This window comes from Skermanella sp. TT6 (genome assembly GCF_016653635.2).
In the GTDB taxonomy this organism is placed as follows: Bacteria; Pseudomonadota; Alphaproteobacteria; order Azospirillales; family Azospirillaceae; genus Skermanella; species Skermanella cutis.
The window spans coordinates 1-16,106 of the sequence record NZ_CP067424.1; the positions used below are offsets into that span (position 1 = coordinate 1).

The 16,106-nt window shown below is 64.5% G+C and carries 13 protein-coding genes and 1 pseudogene; 8 read left to right on the forward strand and 6 right to left on the reverse strand.

All coding sequences use genetic code 11. From position 1 onward, the window contains the following. The gene (locus tag IGS68_RS36105) at positions 1–129 is read left to right on the forward strand and encodes a hypothetical protein (RefSeq protein ID WP_256445807.1); all 129 of its coding nucleotides are present in this window, start codon (positions 1–3) and stop codon (positions 127–129) included. A 43-nt stretch (positions 130–172) separates the two neighbouring features. Here IGS68_RS36105 and IGS68_RS34680 read toward each other — a convergent pair whose 3' ends face one another. Next, positions 173–3,208, reverse strand: a complete 3,036-nt coding sequence (locus IGS68_RS34680; protein WP_201082842.1) for a Tn3 family transposase — start codon at positions 3,206–3,208, stop codon at positions 173–175. 166 nt (positions 3,209–3,374) lie between these two features. Between IGS68_RS34680 and IGS68_RS34685 the strand changes: the two genes are divergently transcribed. Then, positions 3,375–3,950, forward strand: coding sequence for a tyrosine-type recombinase/integrase (locus tag IGS68_RS34685; protein ID WP_201082843.1), 576 nt, complete (start codon positions 3,375–3,377; stop codon positions 3,948–3,950). Positions 3,951–4,004: 54 nt separating this feature from the next. Here IGS68_RS34685 and IGS68_RS34690 read toward each other — a convergent pair whose 3' ends face one another. Then, positions 4,005–5,087 (reverse strand): IS66 family transposase, encoded by a 1,083-nt coding sequence (locus IGS68_RS34690; protein ID WP_201083866.1) that lies wholly within the window; start codon positions 5,085–5,087, stop codon positions 4,005–4,007. Between the two features lie 507 nt (positions 5,088–5,594). Here IGS68_RS34690 and IGS68_RS35840 point away from each other — a divergent pair. The 3 genes and pseudogenes from IGS68_RS35840 to IGS68_RS34705 form a co-directional block, all read left to right on the forward strand. Further along, a pseudogene (locus IGS68_RS35840) lies at positions 5,595–6,028 on the forward strand (ISKra4 family transposase); the annotation flags it as partial. Between the two features lie 236 nt (positions 6,029–6,264). Further along, complete coding sequence (locus IGS68_RS34700; RefSeq protein ID WP_201083869.1) at positions 6,265–6,423, forward strand: hypothetical protein; 159 nt, start codon at positions 6,265–6,267, stop codon at positions 6,421–6,423. Further along, a complete protein-coding gene (locus tag IGS68_RS34705; protein WP_201083870.1) occupies positions 6,420–6,644 on the forward strand; it encodes a hypothetical protein in 225 nt (74 codons plus the stop codon). The genes IGS68_RS34700 and IGS68_RS34705 overlap by 4 nt, the downstream gene beginning before the upstream one ends. A gap of 34 nt (positions 6,645–6,678) precedes the next feature. Here IGS68_RS34705 and IGS68_RS34710 read toward each other — a convergent pair whose 3' ends face one another. Further along, on the reverse strand, positions 6,679–6,912 hold the full coding sequence (locus IGS68_RS34710; RefSeq protein WP_201083871.1) for a hypothetical protein: 234 nt from the start codon (positions 6,910–6,912) through the stop codon (positions 6,679–6,681). A gap of 39 nt (positions 6,913–6,951) precedes the next feature. Next, positions 6,952–9,948: a Tn3 family transposase gene (locus IGS68_RS34715; protein ID WP_201083872.1), complete on the reverse strand. Its 2,997-nt coding sequence runs from the start codon at positions 9,946–9,948 to the stop codon at positions 6,952–6,954. 122 nt (positions 9,949–10,070) lie between these two features. Between IGS68_RS34715 and IGS68_RS34720 the strand changes: the two genes are divergently transcribed. From IGS68_RS34720 to IGS68_RS34730, 3 genes are all read left to right on the forward strand, one after another. Next, a complete protein-coding gene (locus IGS68_RS34720) occupies positions 10,071–10,541 on the forward strand; it encodes a recombinase family protein (protein ID WP_201083873.1) in 471 nt (156 codons plus the stop codon). A 334-nt stretch (positions 10,542–10,875) separates the two neighbouring features. After that, positions 10,876–11,484, forward strand: coding sequence for a hypothetical protein (locus tag IGS68_RS34725; protein ID WP_201083875.1), 609 nt, complete (start codon positions 10,876–10,878; stop codon positions 11,482–11,484). Positions 11,485–11,601: 117 nt separating this feature from the next. Then, complete coding sequence (locus IGS68_RS34730; protein ID WP_201083876.1) at positions 11,602–12,690, forward strand: replication protein RepA; 1,089 nt, start codon at positions 11,602–11,604, stop codon at positions 12,688–12,690. A gap of 107 nt (positions 12,691–12,797) precedes the next feature. Here IGS68_RS34730 and IGS68_RS34735 read toward each other — a convergent pair whose 3' ends face one another. Both IGS68_RS34735 and IGS68_RS34740 read right to left on the reverse strand, forming a co-directional pair. Then, entirely contained in the window at positions 12,798–13,106 is a 309-nt protein-coding gene (locus IGS68_RS34735; protein WP_201083878.1) for a hypothetical protein, read from the reverse strand. Positions 13,107–13,597: 491 nt separating this feature from the next. Next, positions 13,598–16,078, reverse strand: coding sequence for a Tn3 family transposase (locus IGS68_RS34740; protein ID WP_201083915.1), 2,481 nt, complete (start codon positions 16,076–16,078; stop codon positions 13,598–13,600). Positions 16,079–16,106 lie beyond the last annotated feature (28 nt).

Consider the following 16,106-nt stretch of genomic DNA (forward strand, 5'->3'; position numbering starts at 1 on the left):
ATGCGGCGGTGCCGGGGGATCAAGTGGAAGCTGTGGCACGGCGACGGCCGTGAGGCCCTGGCCCGGACCGAGAACCTGGCCGATGACGTGGACGGCCTGGAAAGCGATCATCCCAACCTGGGGTTCTAAGCCCAAACCCTCGAAATTTTTGGAAGCTTTGCCGATCAATGGGTTAGCCTAACCTGACGTTCGCCAGCAGGGCTTCCGGGTCGATCGCGTGCTTGCCGCCGCGAAACGTGTAGTGCCCGAGCAAGTGGATATGCTGCCAAGCCACCGGGGAGATTTTCTGCAGCAGTGCGAGTGCTTTGCGGTCGTCCTCCCGGCGGTACCGCTCCAGCAGCGTCGAGAGCAGGACCGAGTTGTAGGCGATGATGACGTTGGCGACCAGCCGGCCGCACTGGTTGCTGATCGCGATCGCGAGGTCGGTCCGCCCGATCAGTTGCTTGCCGCCGCTGACCTGGGTGAGCACCGCGCGCAGCTGGTGGTAGGCCTCAATGCGGTTCTGGGAGCGGTGGACGTCACGCTGCAGCTGTGGGTCGCGGAGGTAATCGAGCGTGTAAAGGCTGCGGATCAGCTTGTCGTACTCGAAGACCGCCTTGCGGGTCCGGTCGTGAGGGGACAGGGCACACAGTTTCCGCACCAGGATGGCCTGGCTCATCTCTTTGAGCCCGAGCGTGGCGACGATCCGGTCGATGCTGGCTTTCTCCGCGACGATCAACGCGCGGTCGATCCGGCCGGCTGGCTGAACCAGACAGTCCTGGTAGTCCTCGATCGGGTTGCCGCAGTACAGGTGCTTGAGCTGTGCTTGCCGGCGGGTGAACCGCGGCGCCAGCTTCAGCCCGAACCAGTGGAGGATGGCGAAGTTGGCGCGGTTGATGCTGTGCATGTCGCCGGTGATGGTAGTCGGTGCGATGTCCGAGGTGTTGTGGTAGCAGATGTCGAAGACGTAGTGGCTTTCATGCTCGTGAGCGCCGATCAGCTCCGTTTCCAGCGGCACGTGGTTGGCCAGCAGCGTGTAGGCGACGACGCCCCTGCCGGTGCCGAAGTACTTGCGCGAATGCCGCGCTTTGGCTGTCGGCACGGCGACCGAGAACTTCTGGCCGTCGACGCTGCCGTACAGGACTGCCGGATCGAACGAGTAGAAGGGGAAGATGCCGAGGCCGGCGATGAAGTTGCTGACCCGGTCATTGGCTGCTTTCAGGGTCGACAGGCGCAGGTGCTGCTGATGGGTCGCCTCCAGGACGTGGTACGGGATGTCGCTGGTCTCGGCCATGCCCAGGTTGCCGTGGTTCATGGCCTGACCAAGGATCACGGCCGTCAGGCTGTCGTCGTCGGTAATCCTCTTCGCATAGCGGGGCTGCAGTGGGGTCAGCGCCGACAGAAAGCGGCAGCGCTCGTCCACGAAGCGGAAGATATCGGCGATACCGCGCGCCGGCAGCCGGGCATAGAAGGCGGCCTGCAGCGCTTCCTCCTTGTCGACCTTGGGAGTGCGCCACGACAGGGTCTTGCGCCCGGGGTCGTACTCGAGGTGCTTGAGCTTGCCTTGGCGCAGGTCGCGGTCGAAGATCAACCAAAGTCGATGCAGGTCGGCGCACAAGCCGTCGAGCGTCGCGTCCACGGGTTGGCGCAACCAGGGACTGTCGAGATCCCGGAGCGCCTCCGCCGCCCGGTCCGACGCGACCAGCTCGTCACCGAAGCGGCGATGCCGGACGCTGTCGTCCAGGTGGAGTTCGCCGGTGGCGAGGCGCTTGCGGAGCTGCCGGTAGATCCAGAACTCGTAACGGTACCCGCGCAGGCCGGTCGCCTTGCCATCGTCATCGACGTCGAGCAAATGCGGACGCAGCCGGTCGGGGATGGTGTTTTCCGGGAGCTCGCCGAAGGGCCTTTGGGCGAGGCGCTGTTGACGGGAAAACACGCCCTTCATCCAACGCAAGGCGGCGAGCCACGGATTGTCCGCCGTGGTGGCCGAGACCTCGAGCGCCATGGCGAGCGGGCGCAGATGCTTCCTGCAGCGCGCCGCCGTGCGGTCCACCGCCTGCCAGCGCAGTTCAAGCTGGCTGACCGGCTTTTCGCACAGCCTCTGGCCGGCGCCGAGCATCGCTTCTCTCGGCAGGATCGTGAAGGCCCGGTGGCGGACGGCCCCGAACGGCGTGGCGTCGTCGACCGTGTCGTCGACATAGAGCAGGAGTACGCGGCCAATCCGGGATCCCTCCTGCTGCCGGCCGGCTTGTGCCTGGACGAAGGCGGCCTCCGATTCCTCCTTGGTCTGCCCTTCCATCTGCCCCATGTGGAAACCGAAGGCCTCGACCAGGTTGTCGGTAAGTTGGCGGAAGCGCTGCCAAGCATAGCACAGCAGGTACAGGTGGGTCTGGCCGGGCTTCAGCCGGCGCAGGTCGTAGACCGTGTAGTAATGGGCGAGGCTCGCGTAATAGGCGACGTTCTGCTGCGAGATGTCGAGCTTGGGCAACAGAGTCTTCGCGACCCGGTGCAAGGGCGCCAGGGTGGTGCGCTTTTGGCGCTCCATCGCCATCATGCGGTAGCCGAAGTGCTTGGCGTCCTGCTTGAGCGCCGCCAGTTCCGAGAGGGTGTCCTCGCGCACGAGGAGGCCCTGCAGGGCGGCGCGCGCCTCCTCGTCCAGCCCGTCCTCGACAAGGTGTTCCAGGCGTCGGCGTTCCGCCGTGAGCACCTCGCTGATGATGCCCTGCAGCGTGGTATAACCTGGGCGCACGATGCGCCGGGTGGCCAGGAAGGCCAGCAGTTCCGTCAGGATGAAGGTCGCGGCCACGTCCCGCTTCGCCAGAAGGCCGGCCCTGCCGACGACCGCCGCCCGGTCCGTGTCCGCCCAGAGCCGATAGCCAAACAACCCGGCGATTTCCCGGCGTTGGGCGTAATGCTCGTTGGCGCGGATCGGCTGCGGCGTCAGCGCGCTTCCCGGAAAGTAGCGTTCCATCAGGAAGGCGATGTCGCTGGACGGGACGTCGGGCCAGGAGAAGCCGAAGAAGGCCTGCTTGGCCTTGAAATACCCGATCTGCAGCAGGCACCAGACCTGTTCCGCCAGCCCCTTGCGCTGGTCGACCAGAGCGCGTTCAGCGGCGCTCAGGGCGAAGAACTCGGCTCGCTGGAAGTCGTCGAAGTCGGGCAGGCCGTACAGAGCGAGCCTCTCGGCCTCGGAAAGGACGGTCAGCCGCTTGCTGCCGTCGGCGCGCATCGGTCGGTCGGGCACGCGGTTGTTTCCATCGGATGGACTGGGCTGGGACTTTCCCTATAAAGTGTCTTTTCGGGAAAGTAACCTGTTTCGGACCCAGGTAGGGCTTGGTCCGGAAGGCGCCGGCAACCACCGCGCCACTGATCGTTTTCGGGAAAGTCTGTTTACCGTGCGACCGCCGCCGAAACAACCCAATGCCGAGCGCCGCAGCCGGGAGCACTTGACTCCGACCGAGATCGACCGACTGATCACAGCCGCCCAACGGCTCGGACGTCATGGCCACCGCGATGCGACGATGATTCTGATCGCCTATCGCCATGGGCTGCGCGTCTCGGAACTGGTCGGCCTGCGGCGCGAGCAGGTAGACCTGAGCCTGGGGCTGCTGCATGTGCGCCGTCGTAAGAACGGGCTGCCAAGCACCCATCCCCTACGCGGTCCGGAAATCCGAGCCTTGCGCCGGCTGTTCCGCAATCATCCGGACACGCCCTACGTCTTCGTCTCCGAGCGCAAGGCACCGATGACCGAGGCCACCTTCCGTAAGCTGGTCGCCCGCGCCGGCGAAGCGGCCGGGCTGGGCATGCCGATCCATCCGCACATGCTGCGGCACTCGACCGGCTTCAAGCTGGCCAACGACGGCCAGGACACCCGCGCCATCCAGCATTACCTGGGCCACCGGAACATCCAGCACACCGTCGTCTACACCCACTTGGCGGCCGATCGCTTCAACGGCTTCTGGGACGACTGAAAAACAGCCGAGACAATCAAGCCAGGAAGCCCAACCCATTGAATTTAGAGGATTTCAAAAATTTCGAGGGTTTGGGCTTGGAACCCCAACCTGAAGCGATTCGCCACGGCGGCCGACGAGTTCGCCACCTACATAGTGAGCCAGGCAGCGCTGCCGCTTCTTGAACGACCGGTACGCGGCGTAGCCGTCGCTGACCAGCCAGCCCAGGAAAGCGTCGCCGATCAGATCGCGGATCTCGTCGGCAGACCGCGAGCCGATGTGGAAGATGGCGGTGCTCGACGACAGCACGACCCACAGCCAGCGTAGGCGGCCGTGCTGCCTCCACGGGGTCTGATCGGCGTGAATCACGCCGGCCTGCCGCAGGTCGCCCAACAGATCCTCCACGACTGACTCACAGGCGACGCCGACTTCCCGGATGCAACGGTCGAGCGTGCCGACCGAGAGCGGCACGTCGAACCAGACGGCCAGAAACTCGCGGATCCTGGTACGTGACACATGATAGCGGACCGACAGGGCGGCGATGAACGTGGCCAGGGCGGGACCGACCAGACAGGCCTCACTCAGCAGCAGATCGCGCGAGCGCCCCGGCACCGTGGAGAGCACGCCAAGGCCGGGCCGCGCGGCGGTCCGAACACCGCAGGCACACTCGATCGCATGATAGCGGTGCCGCACGCAGGCGATCCGGATGCCGCCGGCGGCGCGCTCCAGGTCGAGCACGAAGTGGGCGCTGTGACCGCTCTGGCGGTCCCACATCTCGAACGGCGTGGCGCACGCGGCGCAGAGGATCGGGTAATGGTTCTCGTCACGCTCGGCCTGAAGAAGCTCGCACCGCCAGATCCCTTTGGTGCCGCGCTGCTTGCCGGGTTTGCGCCCGGAGCGCGCTGGTGGTTCCGGTGCGGAGGGTGAGGCCGATGGCGCGGGCGGCACCGTGCCGGTCGAGGTTCCCGATGCCGCGCCGAAGGGGCCGTCGGACGACGGCGGGCGCGACGAGTTGGTCGAGTCCCGGGCCAGCTTCTCCGCCTGCTCGATCGCCAGCGCATGCAGGCGGCACAGCAGCTCAACCCGGGCTTCCGGGCTCAACCCCTCGAAGAAGCGGCGGTCCATACCGGAAAGATCAACAGGCCTCTTGCGCGTCATACGGCCATAGAATCAGAACCGGCCGGGTAATGCCACCCTCATATCGACAGACCGATTCCTCGCGCTACACCGTCAATGGGAGGGAAGGTGAACGGGTACTCCGCCATGTCCCATTAGCTTTTCTGGGCATGGCGGATCGGTGTATAGCTTATGGTGCTGTCTGCATCAGGAAAAGAGGGCGCAGTATTTCCCACTTTCTTCCGGTAGCCTTTTCAGGTATGGGACGAATACAATGTTCGTATACATCATATCCGTCACGACCTATGCCAACTTGGAGAATTGTGCCGTCACTGAATTCTCCTGCCCATACTACACCTTGAGGCAGCTTTTTATTTTGACGTATTTCATTTAATAAGTCGTCAAGTTTGGTATCAGAAAGCGTTGGAGATGGCGCCACAATTGTATCCTCAGTTGATTCGGTTCAGGTCAACACACATATTAATACTAATTTTATCTAAGGATCAAGTCAATATGGTTGAATCTGACTTTCTGTTCCGTTGCTACTCGGGACCCTATGCCAAGGGCCTGGCACACCACAACGCCGAGGACGCCCAGACGATCCAGAACCGGCTCGAGCGGATCAAGTGGAAGCTGTGGCACGGCGACGCCCGGAAGGCCCTGCGCCGGACCGAGGACCTGGCCGAGGACCTCGACGCGCTGGAGAGCGATTATCCGAACTTGGCGCGCTTCGCCAAGCTATGGTCGAGTTCGCCGGCTACATCCGCAACAACCACGCCATCATCCCGAACTACGGGGAGCGTCGGCGCTACGGCGAGCCGATCTCGACGGCCTTCGTGGAATCCACGGTCAACGTCGTGGTCGACAAGCGGTTCGCCAAGAAGCAGCAGATGCAGTGGTCGAAGGTCGGCGCCCACCGGCTGGTCCAGGTCCGAACCCGCACGCTCGACGGCACCCTGCGGAAGACCTTCGCGGAGTGGTAGGCGGCCATGGCCGCCAACGACAGCCCAATCCCAGCGGCGGCCGACGCGGCCTGAATGCCCAGGGGTTCTGCATGCTCTCTATGGTAGCCGATAGCGCTACGCAGGCATGCGCTACACGATCCCGCGCGGGCCTGGGAGCAATCCCCGGCGGAAGCATGGCCGAGGCGGGCGCTGTCTGCAACGGGGTACCGGAGATGACCGGACGTTGTGACTGACCAGACGGATAGACGGGCATCATGTCCGCCATCCGCCTCGACATCCCGACGATGATCCTGGTCGCCAGTTTCGACCGGCGGGATCCCAGCCTGATGCGGACGCGCTGGGCAGACGAGTCGGTTTACCCCATGATCTTGCTCGTTGTACGGCTCCGCTCCGAACTCGAGGATCATCAATGACCACTGTCCTGCCGGAATTCAACCGTCTGCTGATCGAGGCTCATGGGAGCTTGGAAGAGCTGGACTATTTCGACCTCGATAGCAAGGACCCCGCATCGAAGGCGCAGTTTGAGGAGATCGATCAGCGCTACAGGAAGGATGCAGAGGCTCTGGTCGAATTCGTCACTTCGAACCGGGACGCACTCATAGCCGCCATCTGGGAACTCGGAGTGCCCGACTGATTGGGTCAGGGTACGGCAACGCCGGGTGAGATGGTCAAACATCCAGACTGAAAAAAGCCGCCGCCGCCTCAAGCGCCGCGGCGCTGGTGAACGGCCGGCCCTCAGGCGATGCACGGTAGGTCTCCCAGACCAGGAACTCTTCGGTCGCCGGCTGCTCGCCCCGTACCAGCTCGCGGACGGTGATCCGGGCGATCGTCTCGGCATCGGCTGGGATCAGCGTCCAAGGCCCCTCCCCTTCCAGCTCGCCGGGTATCAGGACCATGCGCATGAACAGAACGGTGTACTGTCATAAAGCTTTGCAAAAGACCTATCCGGAACTAGGCTTCCGAAGTGGCCGGAGGGCTCCCTCGGCAACGGCCTTTGGGAGTTCGAAGGCGTATCGCCCGAGGAAGTTGATGTGCTTGAAGGCAAGCGGAGAGATCCTGGCGACGTCAGCGGGGTCGATCGTCCAGCCCTCGGTGGCGAGCTGGTCCAGTGCGGCCTGGATGTAGGTGGCGTTCCACAAGGCGATGACGTTGAGGACCAGGCCAAGGGCGCCGAGCTGCTCTTCCTGTCCCTGCCGGTAGGGTCTCCGGATCTCGCCCCGTTCGCCGTGGCAGACGCGCCGGGCCAGCCGGTGCCGGAACTCATGCCGGTTCAACTGCGTCAGGATGCGCCGCCGCTTCTCCTCGTCGTGGACGTAGCCGAGCACATGGAGGGTCTTGACGATCCGGCCCAGCTCGGCCAGCGCGCGGGCCAGGCCGGTGGGCCGGTCCTTGACCTGCAGCATCCGCATCACCGAGCCGGCCTGGACATACCCGAGCCTCAGGGAGCCGGCAAGCCGCAGGAGGTCGTCCCAATGGCGCTCGATGAGGCCGGTGTCGATGCGATGACGCGGCAGGTCGTCCAGGGGGCCGTAATCGGCATCGCGGTCGATGCGCCACAGGCGGGCGCCGCCGATGTCGGCCAACCGCGGGCTGAACTGGTAGCCGAGCAGCCAGAACAGGCCGAAGACGCTGTCGGCATAGGCGGCGGTGTCGGTCATGATCTCGGCCGGTTCCAGCTCGGTCTCCTGGTCGAGCAGCAGTCCCAGGATGAGCAGGCTGTCGCGCAGCGTACCGGGCACGACCACGGCGTTGAGGCCGGTGAACTGGTCGGAGACCAGGTTGTAGTAGGTGATCCCACGGCCAGCACCGAAGTACTTGGGGTTGGGACCGGCGTGGACGGCGTGGCCCGGGGCCACGAACCGAATGCCGTCGGCCGAGGCGACCTCGCCGGCTCCCCAGATCCGGGCGATCGGCAGCGCGTTCTGGGCGGCCACCAGGCGCCGGTTGGCGGCGATGGTCTCGGCGCGGATGAAGTTCTGCTGGACCCAGGACAGCCGGGCACGGCCGAGTGCCGGCTGGTCGGAACGGACCATCGGCTCGAAGCCGATGTTGCAGGCCTCCGCCACCAGAACGGCGCACAGGCTCATGAGAAACGCCTCCACCCGCGCTTTTCTCTCGCTGACATGGGTGAAGGCCTCGGCGAACCCGGTGCGCGCGGCGATTTCCAGCAGGATGTCGGGCAGATCGACGTTCGGCAAGCGGCCCTGGACGGCGGATTGAAGCGCGACCAGGCTGGGCGACCGATCGAGCTTGTCGAGCGGCCTGACGACCAGTTCGTCCTTCCCATCACGTGTCTCGATCCGCAGCGCGGCGTTGCCGGCTATCCCGGAGGCCACCTGCCGCCACGCCCGATCGAGCCTCTGCCCCAGGCCGGCCAGCTCCGCTTCGGCATCCGCCGACCGGCCGAGGGAGCGGCAGACCGTGAGGCGGGCGCTTTCCCACGCCTCGCCGACCAGCAGCCCGCGCCGGGGATCGGCAAAGCGAAGGCCGGGCATGATGAACACGTCGCGCCGTTTCAGCGCCCTCCGGAAGGCTTCGAGCACGGCGAAGACATAGGCCTTGCCGTTGATGACCTGCCCGCCGTCGTCGAGGACGTGGCGTTTCCATGCCGACCCGATCACCCCAGTGGGAGCGCCGGTCATCCCAGCCCCCGTCCAGGTCTTGAGGCCGCGCAGATAATCGAGCGCCTCCCGCACCGGCTGCCCGCCGGGCGCCGCTCCGATGGTGACGCGGAGCAGGAAACCGGAGAACAGCCGATGGACCCGCCGCCACCTGGCGCGAAGTTCGGCGTAGCGCGGCGTGTCGGGAGGACAGGCCAGGGTCTCGACCAATGCCATCGCGGCGGTGATGTCGGTTTCGGAGATGGTCGTGAAGAGGGCCTCGCGCCATTGGTCGAGTGGCAGCTCCTCGCCGCCGATCGCCAACCGGACGACGTCCCTGAGCCTCAGGGCCGCCGCGTCGAGGTCGCGCAAGGTCCGCAGGCGCGCCTTGCGATGGGCAGTGTCGGCTTCGCTGACAACGTCGGTCACCAGGGCCTCGAACAGCTCCACCGCGTCGTCGAGGGCGGCGGCCTCGAGGGTGCTGAACAGCGCGGCGAGGGTGGCGGTGCGGCGCGGCTCCGGAAGCGCCAGGACCGCCGAGGGCCGCGCCGCGCGGGCGAACCGTGCCAGGCGCTGGACCGCCGCGGCCGGGATGGTGCCCGGCGGCCTGGGGACCAAGCCGAGGGACCGGACGGCGTCGATCCGTTCCAGATGCCGGATGAACTCGGTGGGCATGCGCCGGGCCGGTGCCTTGCGCAGGTCGTCCAGGGTGGACAGGGTTTGGCCGCCCGGCTCGAGCAGGCCCTGGATCCGGGCGCGCTGCCCGTCGTTCAGGCTGCTGGCCAGGACCCGCCAGAGGCGCCGCTGGGCCCGGTGGCAAATGCGCGCGACGAAGCGTTCGAGCGTCGTGGCGCCGGGCAGGAGGATCTTGTTGGCCGCCAGCCAGGACGTCGCCCGGTCGAAGAGAAGGCTCGGGCGGTCGTCCCCGGTCCAGGCGAGCGTGTAGAGCCAGCGGGCCAGCCGGAACCGCGTCGCGCCGTCCTCGGCGAAGTCCCGGAAGCTGTAGCGCTCGCGGATCACGGCCACGTGGCGCCACCGCTGGCGCCTATCGCCATAGGACGCGAGATCCACGTCGCTCCTTTCGCCGAGCTGCTGGGCGATGTCGGCGATCACCCCGCGCGGCACCTGCCCGAGGTCGTCGAGGAACACCCCCAGGAACCGGACGGTGCCGAGCTGGGCCGCGAAGCCGATGCGGTTGTGGGCGCCGCGCAGCAGGGCAATGACCTCGCGGTCGGCGGCATCGAGATGGAAATGGCGGGCCAGCTGCTCCTCATTCGGCTCTCCCGCGTAGCGGCCATAGCGCTGACGCTGCTCGTCGCTGAGGAAGCGGGTCGCCATGGTTCGCACATCTCCGGACATTTGCGAGGGCCGGGCGGGATCAGGAAAACCAACGGCTTGACCCTCGCAAAACATAGGCGCGAAAGTGCGTCTTTTTGCGATATGTTTTGCGAGGCTGCGGCATGAGGCTGGGCTACGCGCGGGTGTCCACCGAGGACCAGGCCCTGGAGCGCCTGCTCGCCGAGCTGCGGACCGACGATGTCCTGGTCGTCACCCGGCTCGACCGGCTGGCGCGCTCGACGGCGGAACTGCTGCGTATCGTCCAGACCATTGAGGAGAAGCGCGCGGGCCTCCAGTCGCTCGAGGAGCCCTGGGCGGACACCACGTCCCCCGCCGGCCGGATGGTGCTGACCGTCTTTGCCGGCATCGCCGAGTTCGAGCGCGCCCTGATCCGCCAGCGTACTGAGGAGGGCCGGACCGCCGCCAAGAAGCGCGGCGTCCCCTTCGGCCGTCCCCGCAAGCTCCGGCCCGACCAGCAGGACCTGATCCGCCGCCTGATTGAGGAGGGCCGGTCCGTCAGCGACGTTGCCCGGGCCTTCAATGTCCATCCGGCGACGATCTACCGCTGCCTGGAGACCGCCCAGCCCTTATGACAGTACGCCGTTCCGTTCATGCGCACAGTCCAATACGGCGGACTCGGATGGCAGATGCCAGTACACTGATGCATACAAAAGATGCACCTGAATCGGCAAAAAGGTAGTCTTTACATGAGCTTGGATGTCGCTCCTTGAATCTTTTGTATGCGTCAGTGCACTAGTATTTTTACTAATCAATCTGTAACACCCGCATTTGTGTCCTTGCTATTACCTCGAAAGGAGAATGCGGACAGCGGATCAGCCGCCCGAACGAATGCGGAACATCAATGATTCATTGCTAAGTGTCGGATTTTGCGGCAAAACTTCCATTTTTCGGCATCACAGGAAGGTCATGCCAAGGAAGCGCGACCCGTCTGTCTTCACGACATCAGTTTCAGGGATTTCTGATGATGCTTGGGATGTCTTCAGGGGGGAAGTGAGGAGACTTCAAAGACATATCCCGAGTTATACGTTGCGGCAAGCGCTGGAGCAGTCAATTTATTCCATAAGAGGAGAGATCGAACGGCGCGATGAATATGGATCGCAGTTGATGATATACCCTCTTCCTGAAGGTGAAAGCAGGCCAGTGTCTATCCAGATAGATAAGAGATTTCGCGAGTATTTACATCATTGCTCAAAGTTAACTGGATACAAACAGAATGTAATTTTACTCAATGGTATGCTCTTGAATGCTCTGTCCATGAATGATTTGTCGACGGAACACGAGTATGAAGAAGAGAAAGAAACGTTTAGTGGCATGATTGCGGAAGGAAGAAATATTATAGGGGAAGGAAATAAAATATTAACTTCCTTAGAAGTGAAAGATTTTCTTAGGCAAATGTATAATGATAAAAAAGATAAAAACATCAAGGATATATATTTGAGAATGACTGGCAAGTCACCTCCAAATCCGTCTTCTAGCGGGTATGGTTACATGTCGCATGGGATAAAAACCGCTTAAAACTTATTAGCGCCCAGTTCTATTTTGCCTAGTAATTTTACTAGACAAAAGCGCTTGCCAAACCCCGCCGCTTGAGTCCATCCTGCCCTCACCCTTCCGCAGCCAACAGGTGACGCTGTGCCATCGAAGAAAACGCCGACCGGCTCGCGCGAAGGGGATCAGTACGGTTTCGACCTCTCCGCCTCCCGTGGCCGTGCCATGCGGGAGAAGATGCGCCAAGCTGCGGAGTCGGCGGACGACAGGGGCGACCTGAAGCCTCTCGGCAGCGCGATCACCCTTCCCGCTCTGACGCCGATCAAGAAGCGCCTGCTGGAAGCATCTGTCGAGATCAGGGCGGACGAGCCGGAGGAGCTGGCATTCCAGCACACATGCCTGACGCAATGCTCGATGCCTGCCGCCAAGCCGAAACCGGGAGTGCTGACATGGGAGCGCCGTCAGGGCCGCACCATGCTTCAGGTATCCGCCGGAACGGCGATGAACCCCAAGGGCGGGAAATGGGTGCAACTCGGCCTGCCGTATGGCCCCAAGGCCCGCCTGCTGCTGATGCACCTGAACAGCGAGGCGATCCGCAGCGGCTCCCCCGTCATTCCGGTGGAAGACAGCATGACGGCGTTCTTCCGCCGCCTGATGGGCCGGTCTATCGACGGGCGCCAGGTGCGCATGCTGAAGACGCAGCTTTCGGCGCTCGCCGCCGCGACCTTCCGCATGGGTATCGCCTACGAAGACCATTCCATGCAGATGACCGGCCAAGTGGTCGGAGCCTTCGAGCTTTGGTCGCTGACCGATGAGGGGCAGCGGGTGCTATGGCCAGCCACCCTGCGCCTGTCGACCGATTATTTTGACAGCCTGAGCCGGTATGCGGTGCCGCTGGATGAGCGGGCTATCGCGGCGCTCGCCTTCTCCGCCGTGGCACTGGACATCTATTGCTGGCTGGCGCAGCGCCTGCATCGTATCCCGGTCGGAAGGCAGCAATTCGTACCGTGGACGGCGCTGCTGGAGCAGTTCGGGCAGGGGTACAGGGAAATCCGGTTTTTCCGCCGCGACTTCCTGCACCTCCTGCAGCAGGTAAAATCCGCTTACCCTGAAGCGATCTTTGATGCGGACGGCAAGGGCATGTACCTCACGACCTCGCCGCCGCCTGTCAGAAAGAAGCTGGTGATGCTGCCGGGTGCGAAGACGCTAGACCTGAAGGCGGTGAAAAGTTGAGGCGTATGCTCCTCTTTTTCCCGTTCTGATCAACGTGCAATCGCTCACGCTTTGGGGCATCCAAAGCCAGTGATCACGCATGCTTAGGCCCAGCTACGTGCAATCACTCACGCCCCTTGACGCCGCTCGATCTCCTCTGCCGAAGGCCCTTCGGGTGAGAATGGCCCCTCGATAATGCGACGAGCATATTTTGAAGCTTTCGCAGCAGTATCATCACTTGGTACAGCTCTCGGTCTGCCAGAATTGCGATCATGAACCGTATCCAACCATGACTGGACTTCCTCCATGAAGGCCATCTGCTCGTTTCTAGTTTTACCGATCTTCCCGCCCCTCTGCAGAAATCTCCCCAGAACCGCCTCAACAGCAAGCGCGTAAGCCTTTTCGTCAAACTCTTCCTTGTAGAAGTCGTATATCATTTGCTTTCAGTTTCTCCGTTATTGAACGCACAGTTTTATGAACCTATTGCGCCCAACCGCACAAGTCACTCCATTGGGAGGTGGACTAAATCGCCTATTCACAGGTAATCGCTCACGCTATCTGCGTGCAATCGCTCACGTTTTCCGGGGCTGATCGACGTGCAATCACTCACTCAAACCTCTAAGACTCTTAACCTCTAAGAATCCGGTAGTTGGTGCTGGATAACGGGGAAAGCGGGGAAGTGCCATCGTCTCGATGGTGGAAGGGTAGCAGCGGGAGAGCCAGCCGCCTCAAGGACGCTTCGCGCCGCCTCCGGCGGTGCCTTTCAGGCATCCTTGACCCGTCTGTCTCCCCGTGCTTAGCAGGAGCCATCGGGACGAAGGGCGGGTGTAGGGGTGTTTCCAGCATCTCTGCGAAAATATACTGTAGCGTATTGCACGCCATATTAACCTCGTGGATCGGAGCCGGGCGCAATGGCCTGCGCCAGCGCTCAGACTTCGACCGGCTCGGGCAAGTCGAAGGCGGGCATGGTGCGGTTGACGAAGTAGACCCCACTGGGAACGATATGCCGGCGCTGGAGCGGCCAGACATGGGCGAGATCCTGGTCGGCGATCGTCATGCCGCCGGTGCGCAGCTCGCTGACGATGCGCGCCATTTGCAAAGTGTTCCACAGCACCACCGCGTTAGACAGCAGGCCGAGGCAACTCGCCCGGTTCATCATCGCCTCGTAGTCGCTGGTGCGGAACTCGCCCTGATTGGCGAAGAACAGCCAGCGGGCCAGGGCGTGGCGGGATTCACCGCGGTTGAGCTGGGCCTGGATGCGCCGGCGCAGCGGCGCGTCGTGGAGGTAGCGCAGAACGTTGCGCGTCTTGACCAGGCGGCCGAGCGTGGTCAGCGCCTTGGCCACACGATCGTTGGGACCGCCGGCGGTGAGACGCTGCAGCACGACATGCGCCGGCGCCGTGCGGGCCTTGAGCGAGGCCGCGACGCGGACGAGTTGGTCCCATTGCTCGATCAGAAGGGTCGTCTCGCTGGTCCCTGCGAACAGCGCGGCGAGATCCTCGGGGATCGCGGCACCCTCGGGCCGCCAGAGCCGCTGGTCGCTCAGATCCTTGAGGCGCGGCATGAAATCGATGCCCAGGAGATGGCACAGGCCCCACAAGGGTTCGGTGAAGCCGTGGGTGTCGGTGGTGTGCTGGCGGGGATCGAGGCTGGTATCGTTCTCGAGCAGGCCGTCGAGGACGTAGGTCGCTTCCCGCGGGGCGCAGGAAATGAGCTGGGTGGCGAAGACGCCGATCCGGTCGCTGACGTGGGTGTAGACGGTGACGGCCTTGTCGTAATGGCCGAAGTAGCGGGGGTGGTAAGCGCCGATCAGGGTGCCCGGCGGGGCCCGGAAGCGCTGGCCATCCGAGGACGACAGCCGGCCGTCGCCCCAGACCGCGGCGAAATCAACCTGATGGAGATGCTCGACGATCCGGGCGCTGGCGGCCTTCAGGGTGGCGTCGCGCACCAGCCAGCGCGCGGTCTGCTGGAGATCGGCGGCGGTCAGGTCCTCGACGCTGTCGCCCATGGCGGTCAGGCCGAGGTTGGTGCCGTGGGCGATCAGGGTGGCGAGCAGGGCACGGTAGGTGTCCTGCGCGCGCGGCTCATAGCCGGCAAGCGGATGGAAGGCGCGGGAAAAGCCGCAGCGCTGGTCGACCTCGAGCAGAACATCCTCGATCCGGACCCGGGGCATCCGGCTTTCGATCTCGCGGCGCAGATGGCGGACCTCGGGCGACAGCGGCAAGGCATCGGGCCGGTGGAGACGCAACTGGCCCTGCTCGATGCCGGCGAAGTCGTTGGCCGCCCGCCCGGCGGCAAAGGCGCCGGCGGCGGTTTCGATGGCGCGCGCCAGATCGGCGAGGTGTTCGGCCGGCCGTTCGGGCAGACCGAGATCGGCGTAGGCGCCGGTTCGGGCGCTCGCCCACAGCCGCTCGTCGAGCACCAGCGACCAGAAGCCGGCATGGCGCCGGCTGTCGGGCAGATGGAGATCGCCCGAGCGCAGCGCGTCGCGGACCGCCAGGGCGAGCGCAGTCTCCCAGACCGAGCGGCGCAGCCGGCCGCGCTCGTCGCGCAGCACCGTTCGCCAGCCGGGCGGGACGAAGCCGGTCGGCGCGTCCTCCGGCAGGGTCTTGATCTCACCGCGGTCGAGCTGGCGAACCAAGTCGATCGCCCGCGGCAGGTCATCGTGACCGGTGTCGGAGGTGAATGGCAGCGACAGGAAGGCCGGCAGGGACTTGCGCAGATCCGGGTAGCGGGCGAGGACGGCGTCGACCACGCCGCGGCTGTCCTGGGTGGAAACCGCCTCGCAGGCGGCGACCGCGCCCCGCAGCCGCTCGGCCCCGAGGCGGCCGCGCAGGCCAGCCACGGATTCCTCAGGGTCGCCGGCGAGGACCGCCTTGCCGGTATCGACCAGCGTGAGCAGGCCGTCCTCGGCCGCGCGCCGCAGACGCCGGGCCTCGGCTTCGGCGGCATGGCGGGCGCGGCGCATCAGGCCGGTCATGTGATTGTCATGGGCCTGCACCAGGTCGTCGAGCAGCCCCTGGCGCCGGTCGAGCAGAAAGCAGACGAGCAGGCCGTGGCGCTTGTCGGGCGGAAAGCGCCGCAGGGCACGGCCATCGTAGCGCCGGCACAGCTGGGCGAGTTGCTGACGAACCCGCTGGGGCACCTCGGCAAGATCAGGCAGATCGGCCAGCATGACCGTGATCTCGTCCAGCCGCTGACAGGCCTCACGGGTGAACCGCCCCATCGACGCTGCCGAGGGCGTGCGGTAGCGGCCGAGGGAGGCACGGCCCTCCGTACCGGCGTCGTCGGCCAGCTGACCGACCAGCCGGTCGAGGGCCGCGCGCAGGGATGAGGGAAGGCGGGCGGCGAGGCGGTTGAACAGGCCGTTCAGGGCCTGGTGTAAAGGGCGGATGAAGCTTCCCCAGATCGGGCGGGTGAATAATCCCCAGTCGGTT